Here is a 24,392-nt window from a genome sequence, read left to right as displayed (position 1 = left end):
ATCCCGATGCGCTCTTTCAACAACACCCCAAGCATGGAACGAATCATTTACGGAATAATCGCCTATGTCTTAAACAACCCGGCGGATATGCCCAATCCCGAATTTACACAATTCGCTTGACGGTATCCGGCCATGCCCCGAAAGCCTTTGCGCTTGCGGCTCGACAAGTTCCTTCGTATGGTAAGTAAAATAGACATACAACGCCATGTCAATACAGAAGGGCGGGAACCTATGTCAGAACAGGCCTCTGATCGCAATCAGTTGTCGCTTCTGGCGATTGCCGTGACTCTCGTGTCCGCGCACAGCATCGTGCTTGGCATCGTCCTCCTGGCGGCCCCCAAATGGCTGCTGTCACTTTTCGGCTGGTCGATCGACTGCCACCGGTTCTTCCTGCAGCAGGCAGGCCTGTTTCATGTTCTTTTGGGAACGTTCTATGCGGTCGAGTTCTCCAGATACCGCCACGTCCGTGTGCTCGTGATTACAAAGGTCTCTGCGGTCCTGTTTCTCACGCTCCAATACGCCTGCTCGGTGCGTGAAGTCGGCGTGCTGGTATCAAACGGTATCGATGCTGCCATGGCCGTCGTGGTCGGCGCTTTGTGGTGGCGAACCTCTCGACCAAGAACCGGCGTGTGAACGCACAAGCCGCACAGTGCGCAAATCGGCGAATTCTGTAATAACTAAGGTCATCTTAATCGGACTTAAAGGAAGAGAAAATGTATTGAATACCCTATTTTCGTGCTGAAATTACTTGACACAATTCAAAGGCGATGTATACATATCCGTACAAACGCTATAAGAACATCGAGACCAATGTTATCAGTATGAATGCACCGGGACAGGTCATCTCTCGTAGTGATCGCCAGCAGGCCGAGCGGTTCACGCTTGGGCTTCGCGAAACGAACCTGCGACTGCATACGACGGAATTGTTTTCCGCCGTAATCCGAGAGCATGTTCAGGGCTGGAGCATTGACACGCGGCCCGAGGGCTCGCCCCTTTTTGCCCGCGTCGAGGTACCCTTGCCTGTAGACCATCTGGTGTCGTACGCGCGCGAGCTGGTACTCCTTTTGTGTGACCATGTTAGTGAAAAGTTTCACAACATAAATGGTCTTGTTTCCGACCCGGCAGAGTCCCCGAAATCGATTTCGGCGCTTACCAACCTGACATTGTCGGGCTCCGGCGCGGCGGTGGCCGAATTCAGTCGACGGCAAGGGCTCCCTCTTGAAATACTCGCCTTCTTCGCCGTGTACCTCGTGCGACCTATCAGACAGGCAGCGGCCGACCTGGCCGCCGATCAGGGCAGATTCAAGGATTGGCCGTATGGTTATTGCCCGGTGTGCGGACTCTGGTCGCGGATGGGTCAGATCGATGCCAAAGAAGGCGGCATGCAACTGTGGTGCATCGGTTGTGATCATGGCTGGCGTTTCCCGCGTCTTCGATGCCCGTTCTGCATGGAGAAGGACCAAATTAAGCTCGGTTATTTGCAGGTCGACAGCTCGGACAAATTCCGTGCCTATTCCTGTGACAGCTGTCGTCGCTATCTCAAGACCATCGTCGTGCCGGAAAACACGATGGTAGATCTCGATGCCGAGTACCTGGCATCGTCAGCGGTCGACATAACCGCCGCGTTCGAAGGGTACATCCAGGATTTTGTCGGCTATGCAGCGTTTGACATGCAGGACAATCCTGCTTCCCAAGCCTATCGTCAAAGAGCAATGATGTGATTCGATATTCATTCGGGAGAAAGAACTCATGAAAACCTCGCGACGTCAGTTCCTCGCTACTGCCGGCGCCGGCTTGGCTTCAAGCGTGGCCCTGTTCGGCCTTACTCCCCCGGCGGCGGCCGTGCCGCCTCTCAAACTCAAAACGGCCAAGGCGAAAGAAACCACCACCATCTGTCCGTTCTGCGGCGTGGGGTGTGGCCAGATCGTCTCGGTTGTTGACGGTAAGGTCATCAATACCGAGGGGGATCCCGAGCATCCCATCAATGAAGGCGCCCTCTGCAGCAAAGGGGCGGCTATCTCGCAGATTGCCAACAATAACCGTCGATTGACCAAGGTCCTCTATCGTGCCCCCAAGTCGACCAAGTGGGAGGAAAAGTCGTGGGAATGGGCTGTTGAGACTATTTCAGACCGGGTGAAGACTACTCGTGACAAGACTTTCGTGGCCAAAGATGGCGACAAGCTGGTCAATCGCACCGAGGGGATCGCCTGCCTCGGCGGCGCTGCGCTCGATAACGAGGAGTGTTACATGCTCTCCAAGGCGATGCGGGCGCTGGGGGTCGTCTACCTCGAGCACCAGGCCCGAATATGACACTCGTCCACTGTCGCCAGTCTGGCGGCTTCGTTCGGTCGAGGGGCAATGACCAATCAGTGGACCGATATGGTCAATGCCGATGTCATCATGATCATGGGTTCCAACTGCGCGGAGAACCACCCGCTGGCTACCCGCTGGCTGCAACGCGCCAAAGAGCGCGGCGCTATCGTCCTGTCGGTTGACCCGCGGTACACCCGCACGTCAGCGTTTGCCGATCATTATGCCAAGCTCCGATCGGGAACCGATATCGCCTTCGTCGGCGGTATGATCAATTTCGCGCTGGAAAACAACCTATTCAATCGCGACTATATCGTCGAATACACGAACGCGTCTTACTTGATCGACTCGCGCTATGATTTCCACGACGGCATCTTCTCCGGCTACGATCAAGCCAAGCGAATCTACGACAAATCCAGCTGGGTCTACGAGCTTGACGGCAATGAGATGCCGAAGCGGGACAACTCGCTTACGCACCCACGGTGCGTGTTCCAGTTGCTGAAGAAGCACTTTTCGCGGTACACCATCGATGCTGTCTGCCAGATTACCGGGACGCCGAGGGAAGATTTCCGCAAGATCTGTGAGGTGTACACCTCCACCTGGGCGCCGAACCGCGCCGGGACGTGGCTCTATGCCATGGGGACAACTCAGCACACCCACGGCACGCAGAACATTCGCTCCTATTCCATATTGCAGTTGTTGCTTGGCAACATCGGGATCGCCGGCGGCGGCGTGAATGCCATGCGGGGCGAATCCAACGTGCAGGGCTCCACCGATGCGGCGTTGCTGTTCCATCTGCTGCCCGGGTATCTCAAGTCTCCGGCGGCGGCCGATGTCGATCTGGCGACCTATATCAAGAACTACACGCCGACCACCAAGGATCCCCTCAGCGCCAACTGGTGGGGCAACACTCCGAAATACATTGCCAGCCTGCTCAAGGCGTGGTACGGCGACCATGCAACCGTTGAGAATGGTTTCGGCTATGACTACGTCCCTAAACGGTCCGCTAACTACTCGCATATCGCTCTCTTCGAGGCGATGTACGCCGGGAAGATCAAAGGGCTGTTCTGCTTTGGTCAGAATCCGGCCGTGGGTGGACCGAACTCCAACATGGAGCGGGCCGCCCTGCACAAGTTGGACTGGATGGTGGCGGTCGATCTGTTCGAGACGGAGACCTCAATCTTCTGGAAACGGCCCGGTGTGAATGCCGCCGATGTCGACACCGAGGTGTTTCTGCTCCCGGCGGCGGCTTCCGTTGAAAAGGAAGGCTCCGTATCCAACTCTGGGCGCATGCTGCAATGGCGGTACAAGGCAGTCGATCCGCCAGGGGATGCGCGATCGGATGCTTGGATTGTTGACCACCTCGTGAAGGAACTGAAAAAGAAGTACGCGTCTGGCGGCGCGTTTCCCGATCCGGTGCTCAGGGTCACATGGAACTATGGTTCCGGCGAAGAACCGGATGTCCACATGGCGGCCAAAGAGTCCAATGGGTATTTCCTGAAAGACACCGCCTTCCCGGACAAGAACAAGTTCTTCAAGAAAGGGGACCAGGTTCCCGGCTTTGCTTTCCTTATGGATGACGGTTCCACTGCCTGTGGCAACTGGATCCTGTGCGGCAGTTACACGAATGACGGCAACATGATGGCGCGCCGTTCTCGTGATGATGTGCCGAGCAAACTTTGTCTCTTCCCCAAGTGGGCATGGACCTGGCCGGTGAACCGTCGCATTCTGTACAACCGTGCGTCGGTCAACAAACAGGGCGTGCCGCTCGACCCCAATCGTTGGGTGATCCGGTGGAATGAAGAGAAGAAAGCCTGGGAAGGGGACGTGCCGGACGGCCCGTGGCCACCGGGTGAAAAACTACCATTCATCATGCGACCGGAAGGGGTGGCAGGCCTCTTCAGCAGCGGTGTCGAGGAAGGACCATTCCCTGAGCATTATGAGCCAGTGGAAAGCCCGGTCCGCAACCTTATGAACCATGTGCCGTTCAACCCGGTCACCAAGGTGTGGAAGACTCCCGATGTGGACAACCTCGGTGGTCCGGATAAGTATCCGATTGTGGCCACAACCTATCGGGTGAGCGAACACTGGCAGGCCGGTGCCATGACACGGAATATGCCCTGGCTGGTGGAGCTGATGCCGGATGCGTTTATCGAGATCGGCACGGACCTCGCCAAACGTAAGGGGATCGTCAACGGCGACCGCGTCCGCATCATTTCCGCCCGCGGCGGCATGGAGGCGTATGCCCTGGTCACCGAGCGGTTTGAACCGTTCTGGGTCGACGGCCGGCTGATCGATGAAGTGGGTATCATCTGGCACTACGGCTATGCCGGGCTCGCGACAGGGGACTCGGCCAACGTGTTGACACCTCATGTCGGCGATGCCAACACCATGATCCCTGAGTACAAGGCGTTCCTCGTGGATGTCATGAAGAAGGAGGCGGTGTGATGGCGATGAAAGCAATACTGGTCGACAACAACCGGTGCATCGGCTGCCGTGGTTGCATGGTTGCCTGTAAGTCATGGAACAACCGCAAGACGAGTTCGACCCGGTTCTTCTCCGGGGCCGGGTACCAAAACCCGCAGAATCTCAACGAAGATACCTGGACGCTCATCACCTATAACGAGCTGTCAGTAGGTGGTCGTTTCAACTGGGTGTTCGGCAATATGCGGTGCATGCACTGCGATGAACCCGGTTGCGCCTCCTGCTGTCCGGGCAAGGCGATTGAGAAACTGCCTGAGGGACCGGTCGTCTATGATAAGAACCGGTGCCTCGGCTGCCGCTATTGCCTCCTGGCCTGTCCCTTCTTGGTTCCGAAGTTCGAGTGGAGCGACGGACTCACGCCTCAGATCACCAAGTGCACAATGTGTGCCGACCGCGTGACCAACGGCGGCATTCCGGCGTGCGTCAAGGCTTGTCCGACTCAGGCGCTCACGTTCGGTGATCGCGACGACATGATTGCCGAAGCCGAAGAACGAATCCGCCGTCATCCCTCGCGCTATGTCCACCAGGTCTATGGAAAAGACGAGGTGGGCGGCACCTGTGTCCTGCACCTTTCGCAGGTCCCGTTCGAACAGGTTGGTTACAAAACCAACCTTCCCCAAAAGGCCCTGTTGGAGTACACGGAGCCGGCCATGCACGCTGTGCCCCCGCTGATCGTAGGCCTCGCGCTGGGGCTCTCGGCTACTTACAAAGTGATCCAACGGCGGATAAAACTCGCCGATGAGAACGAACAGCGAAAGGAGGAGATCCATGACTGACAATGCGAACATCAAACTGGGTCCCGGCCTCTGGACACTGATCGTCCTGACGGCTATTGGCGTCGTCACGGCGCTCCTCCGCTACGCCTTCGGAATAGGCTTCGTGTCTAATCTCTCCGATGGTTACCCGTGGGGTATCTGGATTGGTTTCGATGTCATGTCGGGTGTGGCGCTGGCGGCAGGCGGGTTCACCACGGCCGCTGTGGTCCATATCTTCGGACGCGAGAAATACCATGCACTCGTGCGGCCTGCCATTCTGACAGCGTTCCTCGGATATGTTCTCGTGATTGTCGCCCTGATGGTTGACCTTGGCCGCCCCTGGAACATCTGGAGACCCCTGTACCATTTCCAGGTCAAGTCGGTGATGTTCGAAGTAGCTTCGTGTGTCGCTCTCTACACGGTCGTCCTGGCCGTCGAGTTTGCACCGTCGGTTCTGGAGCGCTTCAAGATGCACAAGGCGCTGACACTGGTCAAGAAAGTGACGATCGGCTTCGTCATTGCCGGTGTGATCCTGTCGACCATGCACCAGTCCTCGCTGGGTTCGGTGTTCCTCATTGTGCCACACAAACTCCATCCGCTCTGGTACACGCCGATTCTCCCGCTTTTATTCCTGGCTTCGGCCATCGCGGTGGGACCGGCTATGGTGATTGTGGAGGGGATGTTCTCATCCAAAGCATTCAAGCGCCCGCCGGAAACAGAACTGCTGACCGGACCGGCGCGCGCCATCCCGGTGATCCTGATGATCTACCTCATCATGCGAGGAGCAGATTTGATGGCCCGTGACGCCATACCGTATTTGTTCGTGTTTAACGTGGCCGCCATCGCTTTCTGGCTTGAACTGCTTATTGGCGCGGTGCTGCCGCTGGCGCTCCTGCTCAATAGAGAAGTGTACACGAGTCGCACCGGGCAGTTCTGGTCCGCCCTGTGTGTCGTCATAGGCGTCGTTATGAACCGGCTCAACGTGGCCGTCACCGGCATCACGGTCGAGCGCTGGGAGAGCTACTATCCGGCTATCGGCGAGATTCTCATCACTATCGGTGTCGTCTGCGCCGGCCTGATCGCCTTCTATTTCGCCGTTAAGAACTTCGCCATTTACCATGAACCCCGCTCAGTCGTTGAGCATGGGAGGTGAGAATTAGTATGGACGCCAAAATGCGCGTGCTGGTGATGTTTCTGCTTATCTGCAACACCCTGTTGCTGCTGTTTGTGACCAACCTGACACTGGGCACCCGGGCCGAGCTGTCCGGTCTTCAGGCCACCCTGGCCACCAAGTCCGATCTGGCGAATCTGAAACAGGCTGCCGATGTCGACGTGCTCCAGAAGAACTGCGGCCGCTGCCACTCGGAGTCCCGTTTCGCCTCGTTTCACGGCAGTGAAGCGGACCTGCTGAACATGATCCAGGACATGCAGACCATGACCGGCTCGAAGATCGATCCGGACGACGTGGAAAAAATTCACGCCTCGCTCGAGTTGCTGCAGTGCAACTCATGTCACGAGAAGACCCGCCTGCGCATGCTCAGCATCAAGTCCGAGGAAGAGCGCAAGGAGATCATTCGCCAGATGCTCGAGAGATCGAAAACGACGGCGGATCGTGAAGAGGTCGACCGTCTCCACCGGTCATACCAGCAACTGTTTGGATTCTGATTGGAAAAAAAGTAGTCGAAACATTCGGGGTACACGCTGACCCCAGATAACCGTCACACGGAGGAACACATGAGGAAGTTGTCTGTCATCATTGCGTGTCTGTTCATCATCACACTCGGGACCGCCGTCGGGGCGCAGAACGAACTTACGGCAAAACCGTACGGTTTCATTTTGTCGAACCTGCAATACAACAACAACGTCAACGCGGACATACCGACTGTAGCCGCCCTCACCGATAGCACCAAGAACCTGCTTCTGACGGCGCGCCAAACACGGCTTGGCTTAAATCTCAGTATGGAAGAAGCCGGCTGGAAGATTGCCGGCAAGGCTGAGATCGACTTCTGGGGTCTGAGAGGAAGCGGCAAGAATGGCGGTTCCATGCAGGCTGCACCCCGTCTGCGGTTGGCATACTTCACGATGACTAAGCAAAAGGTCACACTACTGTTCGGTCAGGACTGGACCTGTTTTGCACCGCTCTCGCCGGAAACTGACGCCCACGTTTCCATACCGGGATTCTCAAGCTCCGGCAATCTTTGGAATCGGATGCCGCAGATTCGGTTCGAGTACAAGAACGCGACCGAGAAACAGACCTTTCTCGCCCAACTGGCGCTGGTCCGCCCGCTGGCCTCCGACCAGGACCCGGCAGCCAAGTATGGCCAGACCGAGTTGATGGGAGCAGGCGAACTGAATGGCCTGCCCTTCGCACAGGGGCGGTTCGCATTCGGGACTCCCAATGTTACCGTCGGTGTCTCCGGGCACTTCGGCCAGGAGGATTTCGAGGTAGCACTCAACGACACGACATATGAAGACAAAACCACGACCTACGCCGCCGCCCTTGATTTCAAAGCCGGTTCTCCCGTTGTCACGTTTATGGGCGAGGGGTTCTATGGCGCCAACCTCATCTCGCTATTCTCGAATGCGTCGTATTTCAAGGATACTTGGAGCTCTACGACCGGTGTCAAGAACGAACCTGTGAAGGTCATGGGCGGATGGGCCACGCTCGGTGTCAAACCGCCCAACTCCAAAGTCTCCTTCAACGGCGGCGCCGGTATGGAGATTCTTGATGAAGAGCAGGTGGACTCAACAGCCACCCACGACACAGGAACGGCGAAACTCTCCAAGAACTTCACCGTCTTCGGAAACATGTTCTACGCGCCCGTGAGCAAAGTACGCTTCGGGATTGAGGTCGGGTACATCAAGACCACTTACAAGAAATACGTGACCACGCCGTCTGCGGCAATAATCGAAGATGACGGTGACAATCTGAGCGTCAATTTCTCAAGCAAATTCTCGTTCTGAGGAGGAATTGTATGAACTATTCAAGACGGACCCTTCTCTCCATCCTGCTCTTTGGCTCCATCTGGGGCGGTCTCGAAGCCGTCGTGACCGCTTCGATGGAAGGTGTGGGGGAGGTCGTCTCGCGCTCGGTTGTGCTGGCGTTGATAGCGGTGATGGTGCTGTCGTATGCCCGCATGGCGTTGCCGTACCGGGGATCGATCCTTGCCATCGGACTGGTTGCGGCCGGATTCAAATTCCTCGGTTTGCCCAATCTGTACACCTGTCAACTGGCCGGTGTGGTCGGCCAGGCAATCGTGCTCGAGATACTGTTCTCGTTGGTCGAAATGCGCCAACGCGCACTCTCACTCGGCGCCATGGCAGTGCTCATGCTTCTCTCGGGAACGGTCAACGCGCTCGTGTTCTGCACCTCGCAGGCCTACCTGTTCCAGAACCACTGGTGGGCCGAGCGTGGCTTCAGCGGTTTGATGCAATGGGTAGCCACCGTGGGCATGCAGGCCGCCCTGGCGAGCGTGCTTGGATACGGCGTGGCCGTGCTGCTCAGCCGGAGCCGAGTGCTGGCATACACGCGGCTGGCCGGTCTCAAACCAGTTTTGTTCAACGGGACAGTCATTACAGTGTCGACCGGTTGCTGGACTATCGGAGCGATCCTTCAGAGAATGTAGGGGTCGGATAACAGGACACGGATATGTCTGATACGACAGATCGAGAAGATCGCATAAGTACCACGATTGACGACGTTCGCATTCGCGTTAACGGCAAAGCGCTTAAGCTGAACAAATTCGTTAAGTCGGTGGTGGGTAACACCGTGCTGGGCATGGTTTCCTCCCTCAGACTCGACGGTGCACCGAAAACAATTGAGATTGCCATGAAGGCTCGCCGGAGCCGAAAGACAAAGAAAAAATAAGTAGATAGTACCCTGACCGAGCCGCTCCGCCTACGGCGACATGCTACGGGGAGCGGCCGCCGGGTCGGGATGGAAACGTCCCGGCCTCCCCTGTTTGGAAAGGTCAGCGAGATATGGGACCGGCAGTTGTAGCTGCCATCAGGTCATTCATATTCCTCACGACATGTCCGTTACACGGGGTGGGGTAACGGTATTGCACATGTGCCGCCAATACATCCATATCATCAGAGGAGTATGATTATGTCGCCTTCTGTAACGTCTCATCCGAGAACACTGCGGTGGACCTTCATTCTGGCAGCCGCCGTATTCGCTTGTCTGTGTGAGCGGCCAATCGCTGCCGAGAGCCTGCCGGCCGCAACTGATACGATAGCGTACCAGGACTCTTTGCCCATTTACCATCTTGGGGAGATCATCACGGTTAGGGGTCGCAAGGATACGCCCGTGTCGTCAGTTAGTGATATTCTTGGCACGTCGATCAAGATGCAGGGAAGCACCAATGTGACCGGCGCGCTGTCCGGAGCGCCCGGGCTCATCGTTACTGCCGGCAGCAAGGGAGAATCCCGTGTGCAGATTCGCGGGTTCCAGTCGCAGGAAACGCTGGTGCTGTATGACGGAAGACCTGTCGCGCTGCCGTATTATGGCGATCTTGACCTGACGACAATTCCACTGAGCAATATCTCCAAGATCAGCGTCGTCAAAGGCCCGGCGCCGGCGCTCTATGGCGCCAACAGTATGGGCGGTGTGATCAACATCGTGAGCCAGCGCGTCTCTGGTCGGCCTGTCCGTGAGTTGCGGATGTCGGCTGCGGAAAACGCCGGATACGATGCTCTCCTTAATTATGGCGACGCAGCCGGCCGCTTTGACTGGTGGCTGTCCGCAGGGCGCTCTTCGTCTGACGGTTACGACCTGTCGGATGACTTCGAACCGAACAGCCGCGAGGATGGCGGTCTCCGCTACAACTCGGATTATCGCCATGTCAATGTCGATGGCAAACTTAATTACACGCTGGCTAGCGGCACCCTGTTTTCGTTCTCGGCAGGGGCGTATGATGCCGTGCGCGGGCTTCCCACCGGTACGGACCGCGCCCAATACCAGCGATATCCGCTCTGGCGGCGCTGGTACGCCGATGCCGGTGCCGACGGTCAGTTTGGCTCGCATCTCCACTGGAAGGGGAAGCTGTATTACGACGACTGCGAGAACCGTCTCAAGCGGTGGCGGGACAGTGCCATGACCGATCCAAATCTGGTGTTCGACAGCTATCACGATAGCTACGATTGGGGCGCACTGCTCAATGCCGATGTCGAGCTGACGGACCGTGCCCGGAATGCCACGAGTCTCAATCTCCGGCGCGACGGCATCAAGCGCCAGGAGGACACTGGGAAAATCTGGCTCGAAAACCAGATCACAACGTCTACCCTAAGCGATCAGTTCGAATACCAGTTCAACCACGCCGTTCGCACCGAGTTGGGGGGCGGATACAGCTACATGACCTCGAAACCGGATGGCGCCTCCACCGATGCCGTCGATATCTACGGAGGCGTGAAATATGCACCCCGCTCGTGGTTGGACCTGCACGCAACGGCCTCGCGCGTCACACGCTTCCCGACTCTGAACCAGCTCTATGCCAGCACGTCGGGTAATCCCGATCTGGGACCGGAGAGAGCTGTGAAGCTGGAATTGGGATACGGTGTGAAACCCGTGGATCATCTCACCTTCACACAGGCGTACTTTCGCAGCGATGTGGCGGGCCTGATCGACCGCAAACACCGCGACTCGCTCTATGAAAACCTTGAAGACGTCGATCTGTCCGGAATTGAATCCGGTCTGAGTTATGATACTCATCGCGGAGGGATCAGCCTGAATTACATGTATCTCGATGCGTACGAATTCAATACCACTACTGGCGGAACCATACGGGATCGACGCTCGCATTCGCCGCGACACAAGATCGATTACCAGGTGTACGTGAAGACGGGATTCGGACTCAGCGTCAGTCACACCGGCCAGTCCATCGTCGATCGCGTCGATCCCAATAAGCAGCCGATGCGCGACTATTTTCTGGCTCACGTCAGGGCCGCCTATCGGGTGGCGACCTATGTGGAGCTGTTCGTAAACGTCAGGAACTTGTTTGATACGAACTACGAAGAGGAACGGTATTACCCGATGCCCGGACGCCTGGTGGCCGCTGGAGCGGAGGTCAAGTTCTAAAGGAGGGCAAGTTCAGCCCGATACTTTTCGAGTTGAAGCCGATCGTTCATACTTACGAACGAAAGCGCATAGTCGGGGAGGTCTGCGAACCAGGCCTCCTCAAGATATCGAACCTCGACCCGTGCGAGTAGATCGGGCAGAAACTCAGAGTCAGCGGTGCACAGTCTTTCGACCATGGGAAGGATGCGCCGTTTGTACACGGCATGCAGCGGCTGGCGGGTCCCGTTGATGACCGGCAGCAGAATATCTTCGTCCCCTATCGATTCGATGATCCGTCCGATCACTGTTGCCTGTATGAGCGGCATATCGCACCCGCAACAAAACACCCAGTCACCGCCTGCATTGGTAATTGCCGTGTGAATCCCGCCGAGTGCGCCCTTGCCGACATGAATGTCCTCAAAGCACGGCAACCCATCTGGCGCCGGAAGTCCGTGCGGCCAGCCGGCCGCAAAGACACCCCCGAACAGACCGCGTAGCCGTTCCGCTACGACCGTGACCATCGGCCGCCCGTTTAATTCATAGAGTTGTTTTGGTGAACCGAAGCGACTGCTTGCTCCTCCCGCCAGAATTGCCGCGCTTCCGAACATGTCGTCATTCCGCCTGCGGTTGATGATCGTCGAAAGATGTCAGTTCCGTGAGATGCGTGAGGATGTGAAGCGCCAGTTGGTTTTCGGCGCCATACGCAAAGTGTGGCGCTTGATACTCGAAGAGCCGTTCTCCATAAGTTGCCACCAGTTGAGAAGGATTGGCCACCGCATGATCCGTGTACCCTGGCCTAAGCACCTCGATCTTGCGCGCCTCATCCATGCGGTACCCCTCAATCAGCACGAGGTCTAACCCCGAGTAAAACGTCCGGATCATCTGGGCGATCGATATGCCCTGCGCCTGAGCGCGGTTGTCGGAAAACGCGTAACAGTGACGCCCGAAAATGCCGGTGATATCGCTCCCCGCTTGCCGGTGGCGGAATGTATCCTTTCCCTCAACATCCCAATCGAACCCATCATGCTCGGTATATTTCAGCGTGCCCACTGACAGGCCAAGGCGCCGCAGCGGCGGGATCAGCACCTCACACGTGCGGGTCTTGCCGGCATGCTTGCAGCCGACAACATGAAGGATCCTGGTCATAATGCCATTATCCGCTAATGCGATTCCCATTCCCAGCAACCAGCGGCTCGCCCCGGGATAGCCGGGCCACAACGGTGATTCCTGTTTTCTCAGCGAATTCAGCAGCGAGACTGGTGACCGAGCGACGTGTCGCTATGATCGGAATCCCGGCTCGAATCGCCTTCAGCACCATATCAGAAGAAACTCGTCCACTGGTGACCAGCACAGATTGACCAAAAGGGAACTCCCAGGTCAATGCGGCACCGATCACTTTGTCCACCGCGTTGTGGCGGCCGACATCAACATCAGCCACAATTTCTTCCGCGCCGCCCTGTGGGACCAGAGCGGCGCAATGAAGACCCGACAGTGCTTGTCCGGTCGAGAGGCGCTCATACATGTTCGCGAGGGCTTCATCCAAACCTGCCATTGACACCGTCAGCTCCGACCGGCAGTAGTATTCGCCGATACGGAACGACTCCGCAAGAACCCTGCCGCCTGAGCACCCTGATGATACGATCATCCGGGAGGAAGCGGCCGCCCCCGAACCGTCCTGTTTTATCTGTACCAGCACACGCCTGTTCATATCGCAGACTTGAAGGGAACAAATATCCTCGCTCCCTTTCACCAGACCCTGAGTAAACAACCAACCGGTGACTAGCTCAGGCAGATGGTGAGGGGTGCAAATAAGCGTCGTGGACAGACCGGTGCTCAACACCAGTTCGACCAGCGCTTCTTCAGGCAGGTGGTCAGCTGCAACCATGGCGTACTGCTCGAACTCTGTAGTCAATCAAATGTAGCTGGATGAAATAATCCACCATTACTACTAATATATCTCATCGCTGCAAAGAGACAAGGCTATTCTCGACCTCAACAGAAATCCCCGCTTCATGTGTCACAATTGGCGACGGTTACTCTGGTGGATGTTTCTGAAGCGCTACTACAGGCGCGATATCCGCTCTGCAGGCATGCGACCCAGGAGCCGAAGTAGGCCATCGAGGATCGTCAGAGGATGTGGCGGACAACCCGGTATAAAGAGGTCGACCGCCAGTTGGCTGGCGGCTCCATTGTGCGCCTGCGGATGGTCGATATACGGCCCTCCCGATATGGCACAGGCGCCAACCGCGATGACTACCCTCGGATCAGGTACTGCCTCGTAGCTTTTCTGGAGTGCCAGCCGCATGTTCTCGGTCACCGGGCCGGTGATCAAGAGGCCGTCGGCATGCCGGGGGGATGCCACAAACTGGATACCGAATCGGCCAAGGTCATACACGATAGTACCCAGAACATTTACTTCCACTTCGCAGCCGTTGCATCCGCCGGCACTCACTTGTCTCAATCGAAGTGACCGCCCGAACAATCGTAACATCTCTACATGTAGCTTTTCAACCAGCTTTTGTTCGGCATCGTGTCGAACCAGCAGGTCGGACCGCTTATTGGCGGCAAGGCTGAAATTGCTTGTAAAACGGATCAGACCCGCTGGACAGGCCTGTTGACACTCCCCGCAGAACAAGCACCGCCCGAGGTCCACTGTAGGGTGTCGCTCAACGATTTCTATCGCTGTTGTCGGACATACCTCAAAACACTTCGCACAGTTCTCCCCACATGGTTCCGGACCGATTATCGGCCGCCCGAGAAACCGCTCCGGCAATACCGGTGCTTCGAGAGGAAAACCGATCGTACGGTTTCCAAATTTCCAGCGTGTGAGCAGCGCCTTAAACATACATCGTGGCTCTAAAGATCATGCCCGCAGTACGAGAGATTGAAACTCTTGTTGCACAGCGGAAAATCCGAGATCTGTTGATTTCGCATGGCCAGCGCCAGACCCGCCCAGTTGTGAAACGACGGGTCAATCACTTTGTACCATCGGAACCGACCGTCACCATCCGAACACGCCACATGACAGATCTCACCGCGCCATCCCTCCACGAGTGATATTGAAATCGCATTCGGTTCGAGTGCTTTGACCGAGGCGCGCACCGGCTCGGCGTGCAGTGTGATGAGCCGGGTGCGAATGAACTCCACTGAGCGGACTATCTCCAGCCAGCGAACATGGGCGCGACCGAATACATCGCCCGTGTGCCACAGCGACACCGGGATCTGCGCGAAACTGTACACATCTGACGGATGATCAAGCCGGACATCCTGCTCCACACCCGCGGCCCGAGCCGGTGGTCCCACAATCCCCAATTCTAGACACTGCGAGGTGGTCAATATCCCGGTTCCCTCGAAACGATTCACCACCGAGGGCGTATCCCAGAGCAGTTGCGCGGTCATGCTGACATCGGCAAACGCCTGGTCAAGTTTCTGCTGGAGAACTTCGAGCTGATCTTCATCGAGATCAAAGGCGACACCGCCCGGACGGGCCATGCCGCGCCCGAGCCGACTACCGCAAAGGAACGCGGTCAGATTAAGAAAATCCCCCCTGATTCGACCGCAGTGCGCCGCGACCGGCAAATAGCCCACGTCCCCCGCCAGCGCGCCAAGATCACCGGCGTGATTGGCCAGCCGTTCGAGTTCCAGCGCGATGCTGCGAAGGACCATACCTCGAAACGACACGTGGCAATGCCCCAGTGTCTCAACATTCTGGCAGTACGCTGTCGCGTGCCCGACCGATGTGTCTCCGGCGAGTGTCTCCATGTAGTGAATCGTACGGGGTGTTGGCCCGCCTCTCAGTGCCTGCTCCACGCCTCGGTGCTGGTATCCGAGCGAGATTTCGAGATGAAGAACCGCTTCGCCTGAGCACGTGAAGCGGAAATGCCCCGGTTCGATAACACCGGCGTGGACCGGACCCACTGCCACCTGGTGAACATCCGCTCCCGGCACACTGAAAAACTCCGTGATCCCCACTGGCGCGGCCTCGAAACGAATCGGTTTCAGCCAGGGGTGACCCTGTGGTTCGATCCCCCAGATCTCGGCAATTTCTCGCTCAAACCAGTGAGCCTGTGAACAGCGCAGCGTGAGCGAGGGGTACGCGTTTCCCACCAGCGTCGAGCAGATCCGCAGGGAACCTTCTTCGCGTACGGTGGAGATGGCGAAAAGCCGGTGCTCGGCCCTTTCCTCCGGCTGAACGAACAACGCCACCAGTCTGTCACCATCACTAATAGCGCGTGCGACCGTATCGGCAAACTGGTCATATCCCAGGACCGGAATCTCTCCGTAGCGCACGATCTCGCAGTGGCGACAGGTGAGTGCGAGTTCGCTTGACATCAATCTCCCCCGAGCAATTGAGACGCCTCAGTGAGAATCCCATTCAGCACAGGTGGAATGTACAGGCCCAGCAGCAGCGCCCCCATGCAGAGAACAATCGGCGGTATCACCGATGCCAGCGATTCTGTCGCCACGCTCGAATCAAGCTGCTGCCTTCCTTTGCCGAACACCATGCCGATCACAATACTCGACATGCCTACGAATATCACACCCAGCGCCACCAGCAGTGTTACTGCCACCAGGATATGACCTGAGTCAATTGCCGCGCGGATGATCGTCAGCTCGCTCTGGAACAGCCCAAACGGCGGCGTTCCGGTCAACGCCAGCAGGCCGGCCATCCAGAGGCTCCCGGATACCGGGATCTCACCCAGCATGCCGTCGATCATCCGCGTGGATTTCGTGCGGAAACGTGCCAGGATATTGCCGGCCACCAGGAACATCATCCCCTTGGTGAGCGAATGGTTGACCGCATGCAGCATGGCGCCGAACGAACCTACGCCGCCAAGTCCAATCCCCACCGCCAGAATTCCCATGTGCTCGATACTTGAATAGGCCAACATCCGCTTGAAGTCCAACTGTGCGACAATGAACACAGTGGCAACCGCCACCGAGATCAACCCGAACACCAGGAGAAGTCCGCGAGCGAACGCCCCCGAGCCAGTCGCGTCGAGCACCTGTGTCACTCTCAGTATGCCGATGAACGCGCAATTAAGAAGCGCACCTGAGAGAAGCGCCGACACCACCGATGGCGCCTCGCTGTGGGCATCCGGCAGCCAGCTGTGCAGGGGCGCCAAGCCCATTTTCGTCCCGTAGCCGACAAGCATGAACAGGAATGCAACTTTGATCCAGGGAACCCGCAGCCAGGCGGCGTTGGCAATCAGTTCGTCCACCATCAGCGGTATGCCGCCCCCCGCTTTCCCCGATGCCGCAAACGCCAGGAAGAAGGTCCCCAACAGGGCCAGCGCAATGCCGACCGAGCAGATCAGCAGGTATTTCCAGGTCGCCTCGAGTGACCGGTGGTGGCGGTGGAAGTAGATGAGCGGCGCGCTCGTCAGCGTGGTTGCCTCCACCGCTACCCAGAGCAGCCCGAAGTTGTGACTCAACGTGACGAGTGTCATAGTCGACAGGAACAACATAAGGCAACCCACAAACACCGCCTCAGGTTCATTGACGAACAAGAACGATTCTTCGAAATCGGGCCGCGCACCGGATTCTTCTCTCGCCAGGTACGATACCGCATACACTGCTGCCGCCATGAACAGACAGCTCACGGCAGACAAGAACACCAATCCCAGCGCGTCCACCTGAAGCCATCCGGCCATAATTGGTTCCGGTTTGTTCACCCACACCGTTGCAGTCAGCACCGCATGCAGCATAGCCGTACCCACCAAGATCATTCGTCGTACGGTATTGTTTCGGATCACGAACGAGGCGAGACCGGCCAGCGCCGGCGCCAATATGAGAGCAAGAATAGTCATTGTTCCGGTTCCTTGCTCAACGCTTCTCTGCGGCTCCTGAACCAGTCCCGGAGCGTGCTCAACTGCCCGGCTTCGATGGAATCGAACTCACGGCTGATATGAAACACCATGACCCCCATGATGAACACTCCCACGAAAATATCGAGCAGTATGCCGATCTCGATCAGCATTGATTCCGACTGGGCGAAAAAGACGCCAAAAGCATAAATGCCGTTTTCCAGCGTCAGGTACCCGATGATCTGCATCAGCGCCTGCCTTCTACTCACGAGCAGGAACAGGCCGGTGACGATAGTGAAGAACACCATCGGAATAGCCAACCGGTACCCGGTCTGGTCCGGTAGCGGCAGAACATATCCCCACCAGAGGGAACTGCTCATGACCAGAATCCCGGCCAGCAGCGAAGGCATCGGTCCGACATAGTAGGTCACCGTGCGCGTTGAACTCAGTTCACGAAGACTCCTCATTAACAATCGCGGAAAGACGACCCCCTTGAGGACGATCACCAGGACGGCAATCGCGGCCAGACGGATGGTCAGGCCTTCCTGATGCACGAAAAGCGGCAGCAGTCCCAGTGTGAAACCCTGAAGTGAGACAATACGGACGGATGCCCGCAGCCAGCCGGCTCCCAGCAACAGGAAATTAGTGATAACGATCACGACGATTATCGCGTTCACTATCTCGTACATCTCGTTACCCCAGCACCAGAATAGCCGCGAGCATCGAAAGAGCGCCTGCGCCCACCAGAAGCTGCGGCACCTTTAACAGGCGCAGTCGGGCCATGGATGATTCCACCAGCCCCACCGCGATCGACAACAGCAGCATTGTCCCAAGCGCGAACCCCTCGCAGAGCCACAAGCCCCCCTCACGCAGGTCCGGTGTGACTACGCCCACGAACAACGCTCCCAGCACCCACAACTTCAACGCTCCGGCGTACTGCACGAACCCCAGATCCGGCCCGCTATGGTCGAGCACCATCACTTCATGGATCATGGTCAGCTCGAGATGCGTGGCTGGATCATCGACCGGAATGCGCGCATTCTCCGCCAGGTACAGGACAAAAAATGCCGCCGCCACCAGGGCCGGCGCGCCGATGCTCCATCCGGTAACGCCCGACGCATACAATAGTCCGCTCAGCGAAATGCTGTGGCTGAGACGCGACAACGCCAGCAGCCCGACCAGCGTGGCCGGTTCAACCAGCACGGCAAAGGTCACCTCCCGGCTTGCCCCCATCCCTTCAAAACTCGAGCCGGTGTCAAGCGCCGCTAAGACCGTGAAGAATCGTGCCAGACCGAGAGCATACGCCAGCAGGATCAGGTCACCGTCGAACGCGAGCACGGCCGGACTTCCGGCGAACGGGATAAGAAGCAGACCCGATACGACAACCGCCAGATTGACAATGGGTCCGGCTCGAAACACCCACGATGTCGTCCGACTGTATACCGCTCCCTTGCGAAACAGTTTGAACAGGTCGACATACGCCTGCAAGAGCGGCTGGCCGCGCCGTCCCGCCATGCGTGCTTTAGTCCGATTGATGAAGCCGGGCAGAAGCGGCGCCGCGATCAATGCCAGAATGATATGTCCCACACTCAACCAACTGATATTCATCGCAGATTCCAGAACATCAGGATGAGAAGCGTGATCAGAATGTAGAGGATGTACAAATGCACATTGCCGTGCTGGAGCCAGCGCAACCGTCCGAGTGTCCACCCGACGCCGCGAAAGACTGGTTCATAGAGACTCAACAAGAGACCATCAGGGACTTTGACGGAAACAAGACCCCGTCGCGGAAACAGACCGGAGGGCAACGTCTGCCGCTTGCGTATTGAAAGTAATCCCGCAAAAAGCCCCGTCACGATCTGTACGAACGAGAAGCCGCGGTACTGCATCTCGGCCGACGGCGCCACGTACCCGCAATCCCAGGTGACTGTTTCTCTCACAGACCGGTTTCGCAAAACGAACAACCGGGCAATCGCCGCCACGAATACACCCAAGCCAATGATAGTTGTCGCCACGCTGAGCGCTTTCAGGAGATTGCCTGACGGCTGCAGTGCATCGGTTATAGCGTGCGATGGGATTCCGGTCACCAGGCCCACCACACCACCAGCGAAAACGGGCACGGCGAACGCTCCGAGGCCGATCACAACACACAATCCCGCCAGAACCAACATCGGAATCGTCATGAGTCCGTCGGACTCATTCGCTTCTGTCGCGCTCGCACTTCGCGGCACACCAAGGAACCCGATTCCAAACAGCTTGCTAAAACAGACTGCGGCCAGACCGCCGATCAACGCGAGACCAATTACCACTGTTATGGATGCCGCGGCCAGGTCGGTTCGCGCCGATGACGCACCATGGAGCGCCGCCACGTAGACAAGAAACTCGCTGACAAAGCCGCAGCCGAGCGGCAGACCAACTATGGAGATCGATGCCACCAGCGCGACGGTCGACGTGCGCGGCATGCGCTTGAGCAATCCGCCCAGTTGGTCGATATCAAGCGTTCGGCATTTCTGCATGACGGACCCCGCCGCCAGAAAAAGTGCCCCCTTGAACACGGCATGATTGACGATATGGAGCAAGGCGCCGCCAAACCCAAAGGCAGCCATCGCTGTCGAACCGGTCGACCAGCCCAGTATCCCGATACCGGTTCCGATCGCGATAATCCCCACGTTCTCAACGCTCGAGTATGCCAACAAGCGCTTTATGTTGGATTGTGCCAGCGCGTGTAGGACACTCACCACGCCCGAGATCAATCCCACGCCTATCAAGACGATTCCCCACCAGTACGCGGGAGGCCCAAGGAACGTCAGAGCCCGGAACAATCCGTACAGACCCATCTTGATCATCACGCCTGACATCAGCGCCGAGATATGGCTGGGAGCTGCCGGATGCGCCTCAGGAAGCCACACGTGCAGAGGGATGAACCCTGCCTTTGAGCCGAAACCGATGAGAGCGAGCAAAAACAGCACGCCCGTCAGTTGCGGTGCATCACTGAAACGGGAGAAATCCAAGGACCCCGAATGCTGTCCGAGAAGGAGAAAGAACACGAGCAGGAACGCCGCGCCGATGTGCGCAGCTATCAGATAGATCAGACCGGCCCGTCGAACTTCGCGCTTACCGTGCTCGAGCGTGACGAGAAAAAACGAACTGACCGACATCGCTTCCCACGCTACCAAAAAGAGCACCGCATTGCGCGCCATCACCACCATCGCCATCGACCCGATCAGTACGCTGGTGAAAAACCAGGCCGCTCCGAGATCGTATTCATTTCGATGATGCCACCAGTACGATGCCCCGTAAGAGCAGACCGGCACGGAGATAACGAAAATGACGAGCAGGAAGACTGCTGATAATGGATCAACACCCACAAAAAAACTGCCGCCAGGTACATGCCACGCCCGGTGAATGAAATCGCTGCCGCCGCTTAACAGGGAATGTATCGAGGGGACCAGGCCCACTAAACATCCGATGACAATGCCGACCACACCTGCCATCGTGGCTGCGCCGGGTGACCGATGGAGCGCCAGCGAGATCACACCGCCGATGAGAATAATTGATACCGCGACAAGCAACGTCTCCATACGCTCACCTTGTCTGCGACGGTTTGGCGGCTCCCTGCACCAATGCCTCTTCGACTTTTCTGGCTGCCTCGAGAATCTCCTCCCTGAGCCCCTGCCGCTGGATCACATTGCGAAACGCCTCATCGCGAAGCGTATAAGCGAGCCGCGAGATCAAATGAAGATGCGCCCGCACGGTCGGACTGATCAGCATGAAGAGCGCATATACCGGCTGGCCGTCAATCGCCCCGAAATCGACCGGATGTTCCAAAAAGAAAAGCGTCACCAGCGGCCGTGACACGTGAAGCACCACCGGGTTTCGAACGTGCGGGATCGCGATACCATCGCCGATACCGGTCGATGACAATTCCTCACGTGCCACCAGCACTCGATACAGGAACTCGCGGTCCACTTCTTCGGGCAGTTTCAGAAGTTGCACGACGTTCTTCAGCACCACCCACTTATCAGCCCCATCTACACGGTAATTCACACCGCCGTTTTGCAGTGCCTCGACCAGTGACGGCATGGGAATGCCGCTGGTCTCCGGCTCGGTGAAGATCTCCGGCGAGACCGGAAACTTGCGCGAGGTGGCCCATTCCAGTATCTCCGCCTTGTTAAACCGATACTGCTCATGTACCTGATAAGCCGGCAACTGTCCCTGGCTTATCCAGCGGTAAACCGTTTTCTCAGAAACACTTAGCAGCCTGGCAATATCCTTAACAGTCAGTGTCATATAGTCTCATGTTTCTCGTAAACGCGACATCTGTGTATCTCAACTTCCTTCTTGGGACAGACTATACTTCGGTACTGAAAACGTCAAGAAAAAAGAAGACTCGCGGAATTCAGATTCACGCCGCCATCATGTCATTCCAGCGAAAGCTGGAATCCAGCCGCTACAACGCAGCGTCGTGGTGAGCGAAGTCGAACTACGAACTGCATATCAACTTTGGTATCCTCAGGGCCGGCTCTCCCTGTTCCCTGTTGTGTCAGTTCTTGCCGTCTGTCGACAGGTAGACGGTGTGAACTCACACTTCACCGTTTGCAATGTCATTCCAGCGAAAGCTGAAATCCAGCCGCTGCAGCGCAGCATGGTGGTGAGCGTAGTCGAACCACAAGTTACATATAAACGACAAACTTACCGGTCAGCCATTTCTACACTTCAAAGGTCAAACTCCAATGTTGCCACCGCCACCCCGCAAACTGACAGAACCTGTCAGTAACTGACAGATTCTGTCAGTTTGTAGTGCAAACTCGCCACTCGGAGCGGTCGAGCAACCGCCCATAAGTTCACTTTTATGCTTGACAGACCGGTACACTGATTCGTATTGTAGATACAGATAACAGAACACAGGGGTTCTAAAACGGCCGGGGTGGGCCGCCGAGTCGCGTGAGTCTCAAGCTCGTGCGAACCATCAGCAGGGACGCTATCCCATCACGGCAGGTGTTAATATCGTTGTAGTTGTATCGTTTGCCTGACAGTGCTCGGAAGGCAGAACCGTTGCTCGAAGGGAGTGTGTGCCATGTCCACCATTCATCGTAGATCGTGGGGGAGGACCACGCGCGTGCTCGCGCTGTTGTTACTGCTGTCGTTCACCGTGGCACTCCTACCGAACCCGGCCTCCGCCTGGGCCCCTCGGCCTCTAAATGTGGTCGACATACGGCACGTGGATGATACGGATGACAGTGGTTGGGGAGAGCCGGCCCAGAGAACGTCTTTCAACACTACGCTGATGTCAGGGTCCAATTACTTATGGCTTCGCTTGGTATCTTATTTCTGGTTTAGCCACTATCTGATTGTAACATCGCAACCGCCGATCCAAATAGAGACGAATACAGATGAACCTAACCTTCCTCCAGCTGACATCAGCGGTGGAACAGCTTCTGGCCAGTAAGCGGTACGCTGAAGCAATCCACCAGTTGCACTCTATAGAGCCCACTTCGTTGAGCAAAGAGGACTATGGCTATTACTGCCTGCTGTTGGCCGAGGCGAAGCTTTTCCTTGATGACTACGCGGAACTGGCTATCATCGATGATGCAATTTCGATCTTTCGAAGTGCGTCCGACACGGCCAAATATGCGCTGGCAAAGTATCTCAAGGGTTGGCATCTCGTCTCGATAGGGATGCATAGTGATTCTCAGCAACAGCTTTTGGAGGCGTATGCAAGCTACTTGCGGTGTGATGACCAGAGGGGGGCAGCACGGACGCTGAACAGGGTGTCCTTTGTAGCATTTCAACTCGGTAAGATGGACGCTGCAATTGAGAACCTACGGAAGTGTGCCAGTATCTATGCTGAAATCGCGGACAATCAAAGCGCCTCAGTTGCTTCGATGAATCTGGCGCTACTGTACCTTAGGGCAGGGCTATTAAGAGCAGCTAATGCAGAATACTCCACGTGTAGCCACTCTGTCACCAAAGGAGATCCAAGAAACGCATTGATCTTCTATGCTATGTCGACTCTACCGGTGGTTCAGCAGGGACATTTGACACTAGCCAAACAAACCATCGCCAAATGCACCCCCTATCTCGACACCTATCCTCGCGAGAAAGCCATCTACTTTGAAAACCTCGGCCTGATCCATATCCTCGCGGGAGAGTACGTCGAGGCGAGGAAAGCGCTCATGGCCGGGCTGAAGCTGTCGCTGGAGGTCGCACCGGAATCCGCACTCGTGTCTCAGACCAAGCGGCTGTTGGCTGATCTGCATATCGCACTTCAGAAGTTCGAACTTGCCCAGAAATATGCCGAGCAGGCGCTTGAGGTGGCGGAGAAGATCGGCCAGAAAGTCGAGATCGCCGCCTGCTGGCGAGTGTTCGCTCAGGTCGAGTGTCAGCGCAAGAACAATGACAAAGCCAGCGAGTGGTATCGCAAGGCGCTCGACATGTTCAACCTGATCTCCTCGCGTTATGAACTCGCGGTCACCCGCTATCTGGCGGCCTCGTCCGGTCTGTTTGATTCCGGAGAGCGGACTGCACTGTTGTATTTAGCGAAAGAGTATTTCGAAGCCGAAGAAGTGGCGCCGTATATCGAAAAGGTGAACGCCGAGTTGAACAAGGGACCGTCACGTGTGGTCGTTACACCCCGACCGAGTAGCGGCAGAGATAGCATTACAATCGTGACGGTGAGTCCGGTCATGCTCTCGAAACTGGACCTGGCGCGGCATGTGGCGGGTTCAGCGATGACAGTGCTTCTGACGGGTGAGACGGGTGTTGGCAAGGACCTGTTGGCCCGATACATCCACGAGCAGAGCGGACGGAGTGGTGAGTTCGTAGCCGTGAACTGTGCGGCCATACCGGATCACCTGGTGGAGTCGGAACTGTTCGGCTGTGCCAAGGGAGCGTACACGGGTGCGGATCGTGACCGGCCGGGGCTGTTCGAGATGGCTGATGGTGGGACACTATATCTGAATGAGATTGGCGACGCTAATG

20 protein-coding genes, 2 pseudogenes and 1 riboswitch are annotated in these 24,392 nt (G+C 57.0%); of the genes and pseudogenes, 12 read left to right on the top strand and 10 right to left on the bottom strand.

What is annotated here, in order from left to right:
* The first annotated feature begins 231 nt into the window (after positions 1 to 231).
* From AB1644_04825 to AB1644_04780, 10 genes are all read left to right on the top strand, one after another.
* Positions 232 to 633: a hypothetical protein gene (locus AB1644_04825; GenBank protein ID MEW6050369.1), complete on the top strand. Its 402-nt coding sequence runs from the start codon at positions 232 to 234 to the stop codon at positions 631 to 633.
* Positions 634 to 821: 188 nt separating this feature from the next.
* Positions 822 to 1,721 (top strand): formate dehydrogenase accessory protein FdhE, encoded by a 900-nt coding sequence (locus AB1644_04820; protein MEW6050368.1) that lies wholly within the window; start codon positions 822 to 824, stop codon positions 1,719 to 1,721.
* Positions 1,722 to 1,749: 28 nt separating this feature from the next.
* Entirely contained in the window at positions 1,750 to 4,758 is a 3,009-nt protein-coding gene (gene fdnG / locus AB1644_04815) for a formate dehydrogenase-N subunit alpha (GenBank protein ID MEW6050367.1), read from the top strand.
* Positions 4,758 to 5,570, top strand: coding sequence for a 4Fe-4S dicluster domain-containing protein (locus AB1644_04810; GenBank protein ID MEW6050366.1), 813 nt, complete (start codon positions 4,758 to 4,760; stop codon positions 5,568 to 5,570). The genes fdnG and AB1644_04810 overlap by 1 nt, the downstream gene beginning before the upstream one ends.
* Positions 5,563 to 6,702 carry an NrfD/PsrC family molybdoenzyme membrane anchor subunit gene (gene nrfD / locus AB1644_04805; protein MEW6050365.1) on the top strand — a complete coding sequence of 380 codons (1,140 nt, stop codon included), beginning with the start codon at positions 5,563 to 5,565 and terminating at the stop codon, positions 6,700 to 6,702. The genes AB1644_04810 and nrfD overlap by 8 nt, the downstream gene beginning before the upstream one ends.
* An 8-nt stretch (positions 6,703 to 6,710) precedes the next feature.
* Positions 6,711 to 7,214 (top strand): hypothetical protein, encoded by a 504-nt coding sequence (locus AB1644_04800; protein ID MEW6050364.1) that lies wholly within the window; start codon positions 6,711 to 6,713, stop codon positions 7,212 to 7,214.
* A gap of 69 nt (positions 7,215 to 7,283) precedes the next feature.
* Complete coding sequence (locus AB1644_04795) at positions 7,284 to 8,513, top strand: hypothetical protein (GenBank protein ID MEW6050363.1); 1,230 nt, start codon at positions 7,284 to 7,286, stop codon at positions 8,511 to 8,513.
* An 11-nt stretch (positions 8,514 to 8,524) separates the two neighbouring features.
* Positions 8,525 to 9,175 carry a hypothetical protein gene (locus AB1644_04790; GenBank protein MEW6050362.1) on the top strand — a complete coding sequence of 217 codons (651 nt, stop codon included), beginning with the start codon at positions 8,525 to 8,527 and terminating at the stop codon, positions 9,173 to 9,175.
* A 23-nt stretch (positions 9,176 to 9,198) separates the two neighbouring features.
* Positions 9,199 to 9,417 carry a hypothetical protein gene (locus AB1644_04785; protein ID MEW6050361.1) on the top strand — a complete coding sequence of 73 codons (219 nt, stop codon included), beginning with the start codon at positions 9,199 to 9,201 and terminating at the stop codon, positions 9,415 to 9,417.
* Between the two features lie 2 nt (positions 9,418 to 9,419).
* Positions 9,420 to 9,538: riboswitch (molybdenum cofactor riboswitch) on the top strand.
* Between the two features lie 119 nt (positions 9,539 to 9,657).
* Positions 9,658 to 11,625 carry a TonB-dependent receptor gene (locus tag AB1644_04780; GenBank protein MEW6050360.1) on the top strand — a complete coding sequence of 656 codons (1,968 nt, stop codon included), beginning with the start codon at positions 9,658 to 9,660 and terminating at the stop codon, positions 11,623 to 11,625.
* On the opposite strand, the gene AB1644_04775 is transcribed toward AB1644_04780, so the two are convergent.
* The 10 genes from AB1644_04775 to AB1644_04730 form a co-directional block, all read right to left on the bottom strand.
* A complete protein-coding gene (locus AB1644_04775; protein MEW6050359.1) occupies positions 11,622 to 12,212 on the bottom strand; it encodes a molybdenum cofactor guanylyltransferase in 591 nt (196 codons plus the stop codon). The genes AB1644_04780 and AB1644_04775 overlap by 4 nt on opposite strands.
* Positions 12,213 to 12,216: 4 nt before the next feature.
* Entirely contained in the window at positions 12,217 to 12,750 is a 534-nt protein-coding gene (mobB, locus tag AB1644_04770; GenBank protein MEW6050358.1) for a molybdopterin-guanine dinucleotide biosynthesis protein B, read from the bottom strand.
* Positions 12,751 to 12,757: 7 nt separating this feature from the next.
* Positions 12,758 to 13,489, bottom strand: a complete 732-nt coding sequence (gene fdhD, locus AB1644_04765; GenBank protein MEW6050357.1) for a formate dehydrogenase accessory sulfurtransferase FdhD — start codon at positions 13,487 to 13,489, stop codon at positions 12,758 to 12,760.
* A gap of 177 nt (positions 13,490 to 13,666) precedes the next feature.
* Positions 13,667 to 14,449, bottom strand: a complete 783-nt coding sequence (locus AB1644_04760; GenBank protein MEW6050356.1) for a 4Fe-4S dicluster domain-containing protein — start codon at positions 14,447 to 14,449, stop codon at positions 13,667 to 13,669.
* Positions 14,450 to 14,460: 11 nt separating this feature from the next.
* On the bottom strand, positions 14,461 to 15,936 hold the full coding sequence (locus AB1644_04755) for an NADH-quinone oxidoreductase subunit C (GenBank protein MEW6050355.1): 1,476 nt from the start codon (positions 15,934 to 15,936) through the stop codon (positions 14,461 to 14,463).
* Positions 15,936 to 17,414, bottom strand: coding sequence for a proton-conducting transporter membrane subunit (locus AB1644_04750; protein ID MEW6050354.1), 1,479 nt, complete (start codon positions 17,412 to 17,414; stop codon positions 15,936 to 15,938). Before AB1644_04750 ends, AB1644_04755 begins: the two co-directional genes overlap by 1 nt.
* The gene (locus tag AB1644_04745) at positions 17,411 to 18,100 is read right to left on the bottom strand and encodes a hypothetical protein (GenBank protein ID MEW6050353.1); all 690 of its coding nucleotides are present in this window, start codon (positions 18,098 to 18,100) and stop codon (positions 17,411 to 17,413) included. The genes AB1644_04750 and AB1644_04745 overlap by 4 nt, the downstream gene beginning before the upstream one ends.
* Before the next feature lie 4 nt (positions 18,101 to 18,104).
* A complete protein-coding gene (locus tag AB1644_04740; protein ID MEW6050352.1) occupies positions 18,105 to 19,019 on the bottom strand; it encodes an NADH-quinone oxidoreductase subunit H in 915 nt (304 codons plus the stop codon).
* Positions 19,016 to 20,992: a proton-conducting transporter membrane subunit gene (locus AB1644_04735; GenBank protein MEW6050351.1), complete on the bottom strand. Its 1,977-nt coding sequence runs from the start codon at positions 20,990 to 20,992 to the stop codon at positions 19,016 to 19,018. Before AB1644_04735 ends, AB1644_04740 begins: the two co-directional genes overlap by 4 nt.
* A gap of 4 nt (positions 20,993 to 20,996) precedes the next feature.
* The gene (locus tag AB1644_04730) at positions 20,997 to 21,701 is read right to left on the bottom strand and encodes a PTS sugar transporter subunit IIA (protein MEW6050350.1); all 705 of its coding nucleotides are present in this window, start codon (positions 21,699 to 21,701) and stop codon (positions 20,997 to 20,999) included.
* Between the two features lie 1,103 nt (positions 21,702 to 22,804).
* On the opposite strand from AB1644_04730, the pseudogene AB1644_04725 reads away from it, so the two are divergent.
* Together AB1644_04725 and AB1644_04720 are read left to right on the top strand one after the other, a co-directional pair.
* Positions 22,805 to 23,791, top strand: a pseudogene (locus AB1644_04725) (tetratricopeptide repeat protein).
* Between the two features lie 339 nt (positions 23,792 to 24,130).
* Positions 24,131 to 24,392 (top strand): annotated as a pseudogene (locus tag AB1644_04720) (sigma 54-interacting transcriptional regulator).

The sequence above is a fragment of the Candidatus Zixiibacteriota bacterium genome (genome assembly GCA_040753875.1).
In the GTDB taxonomy this organism is placed as follows: domain Bacteria; phylum Zixibacteria; class MSB-5A5; order GN15; family FEB-12; genus DATKJY01.
This window is presented reverse-complemented; position numbering and strand designations above follow the sequence as displayed.

Excerpts from the sequence above, each read along its gene's own strand:
- AB1644_04825 (MEW6050369.1), top strand. The coding sequence starts at position 232 with ATGTCAGAACAGGCCTCTGATCGCAATCAGTTGTCGCTTCTGGCGATT.
- AB1644_04820 (MEW6050368.1), top strand. The coding sequence starts at position 822 with ATGAATGCACCGGGACAGGTCATCTCTCGTAGTGATCGCCAGCAGGCC.
- AB1644_04810 (MEW6050366.1), top strand. The coding sequence starts at position 4,758 with ATGGCGATGAAAGCAATACTGGTCGACAACAACCGGTGCATCGGCTGC.
- nrfD (MEW6050365.1), top strand. The coding sequence starts at position 5,563 with ATGACTGACAATGCGAACATCAAACTGGGTCCCGGCCTCTGGACACTG.
- AB1644_04800 (MEW6050364.1), top strand. The coding sequence starts at position 6,711 with ATGGACGCCAAAATGCGCGTGCTGGTGATGTTTCTGCTTATCTGCAAC.
- AB1644_04795 (MEW6050363.1), top strand. The coding sequence starts at position 7,284 with ATGAGGAAGTTGTCTGTCATCATTGCGTGTCTGTTCATCATCACACTC.
- AB1644_04790 (MEW6050362.1), top strand. The coding sequence starts at position 8,525 with ATGAACTATTCAAGACGGACCCTTCTCTCCATCCTGCTCTTTGGCTCC.
- AB1644_04785 (MEW6050361.1), top strand. The coding sequence starts at position 9,199 with ATGTCTGATACGACAGATCGAGAAGATCGCATAAGTACCACGATTGAC.
- AB1644_04780 (MEW6050360.1), top strand. The coding sequence starts at position 9,658 with ATGTCGCCTTCTGTAACGTCTCATCCGAGAACACTGCGGTGGACCTTC.
- AB1644_04775 (MEW6050359.1), bottom strand. The coding sequence starts at position 12,212 with ATGTTCGGAAGCGCGGCAATTCTGGCGGGAGGAGCAAGCAGTCGCTTC.
- mobB (MEW6050358.1), bottom strand. The coding sequence starts at position 12,750 with ATGACCAGGATCCTTCATGTTGTCGGCTGCAAGCATGCCGGCAAGACC.
- fdhD (MEW6050357.1), bottom strand. The coding sequence starts at position 13,489 with ATGGTTGCAGCTGACCACCTGCCTGAAGAAGCGCTGGTCGAACTGGTG.
- AB1644_04760 (MEW6050356.1), bottom strand. The coding sequence starts at position 14,449 with ATGTTTAAGGCGCTGCTCACACGCTGGAAATTTGGAAACCGTACGATC.
- AB1644_04755 (MEW6050355.1), bottom strand. The coding sequence starts at position 15,936 with ATGTCAAGCGAACTCGCACTCACCTGTCGCCACTGCGAGATCGTGCGC.
- AB1644_04750 (MEW6050354.1), bottom strand. The coding sequence starts at position 17,414 with ATGACTATTCTTGCTCTCATATTGGCGCCGGCGCTGGCCGGTCTCGCC.
- AB1644_04745 (MEW6050353.1), bottom strand. The coding sequence starts at position 18,100 with ATGTACGAGATAGTGAACGCGATAATCGTCGTGATCGTTATCACTAAT.
- AB1644_04740 (MEW6050352.1), bottom strand. The coding sequence starts at position 19,019 with ATGAATATCAGTTGGTTGAGTGTGGGACATATCATTCTGGCATTGATC.
- AB1644_04735 (MEW6050351.1), bottom strand. The coding sequence starts at position 20,992 with ATGGAGACGTTGCTTGTCGCGGTATCAATTATTCTCATCGGCGGTGTG.
- AB1644_04730 (MEW6050350.1), bottom strand. The coding sequence starts at position 21,701 with ATGACACTGACTGTTAAGGATATTGCCAGGCTGCTAAGTGTTTCTGAG.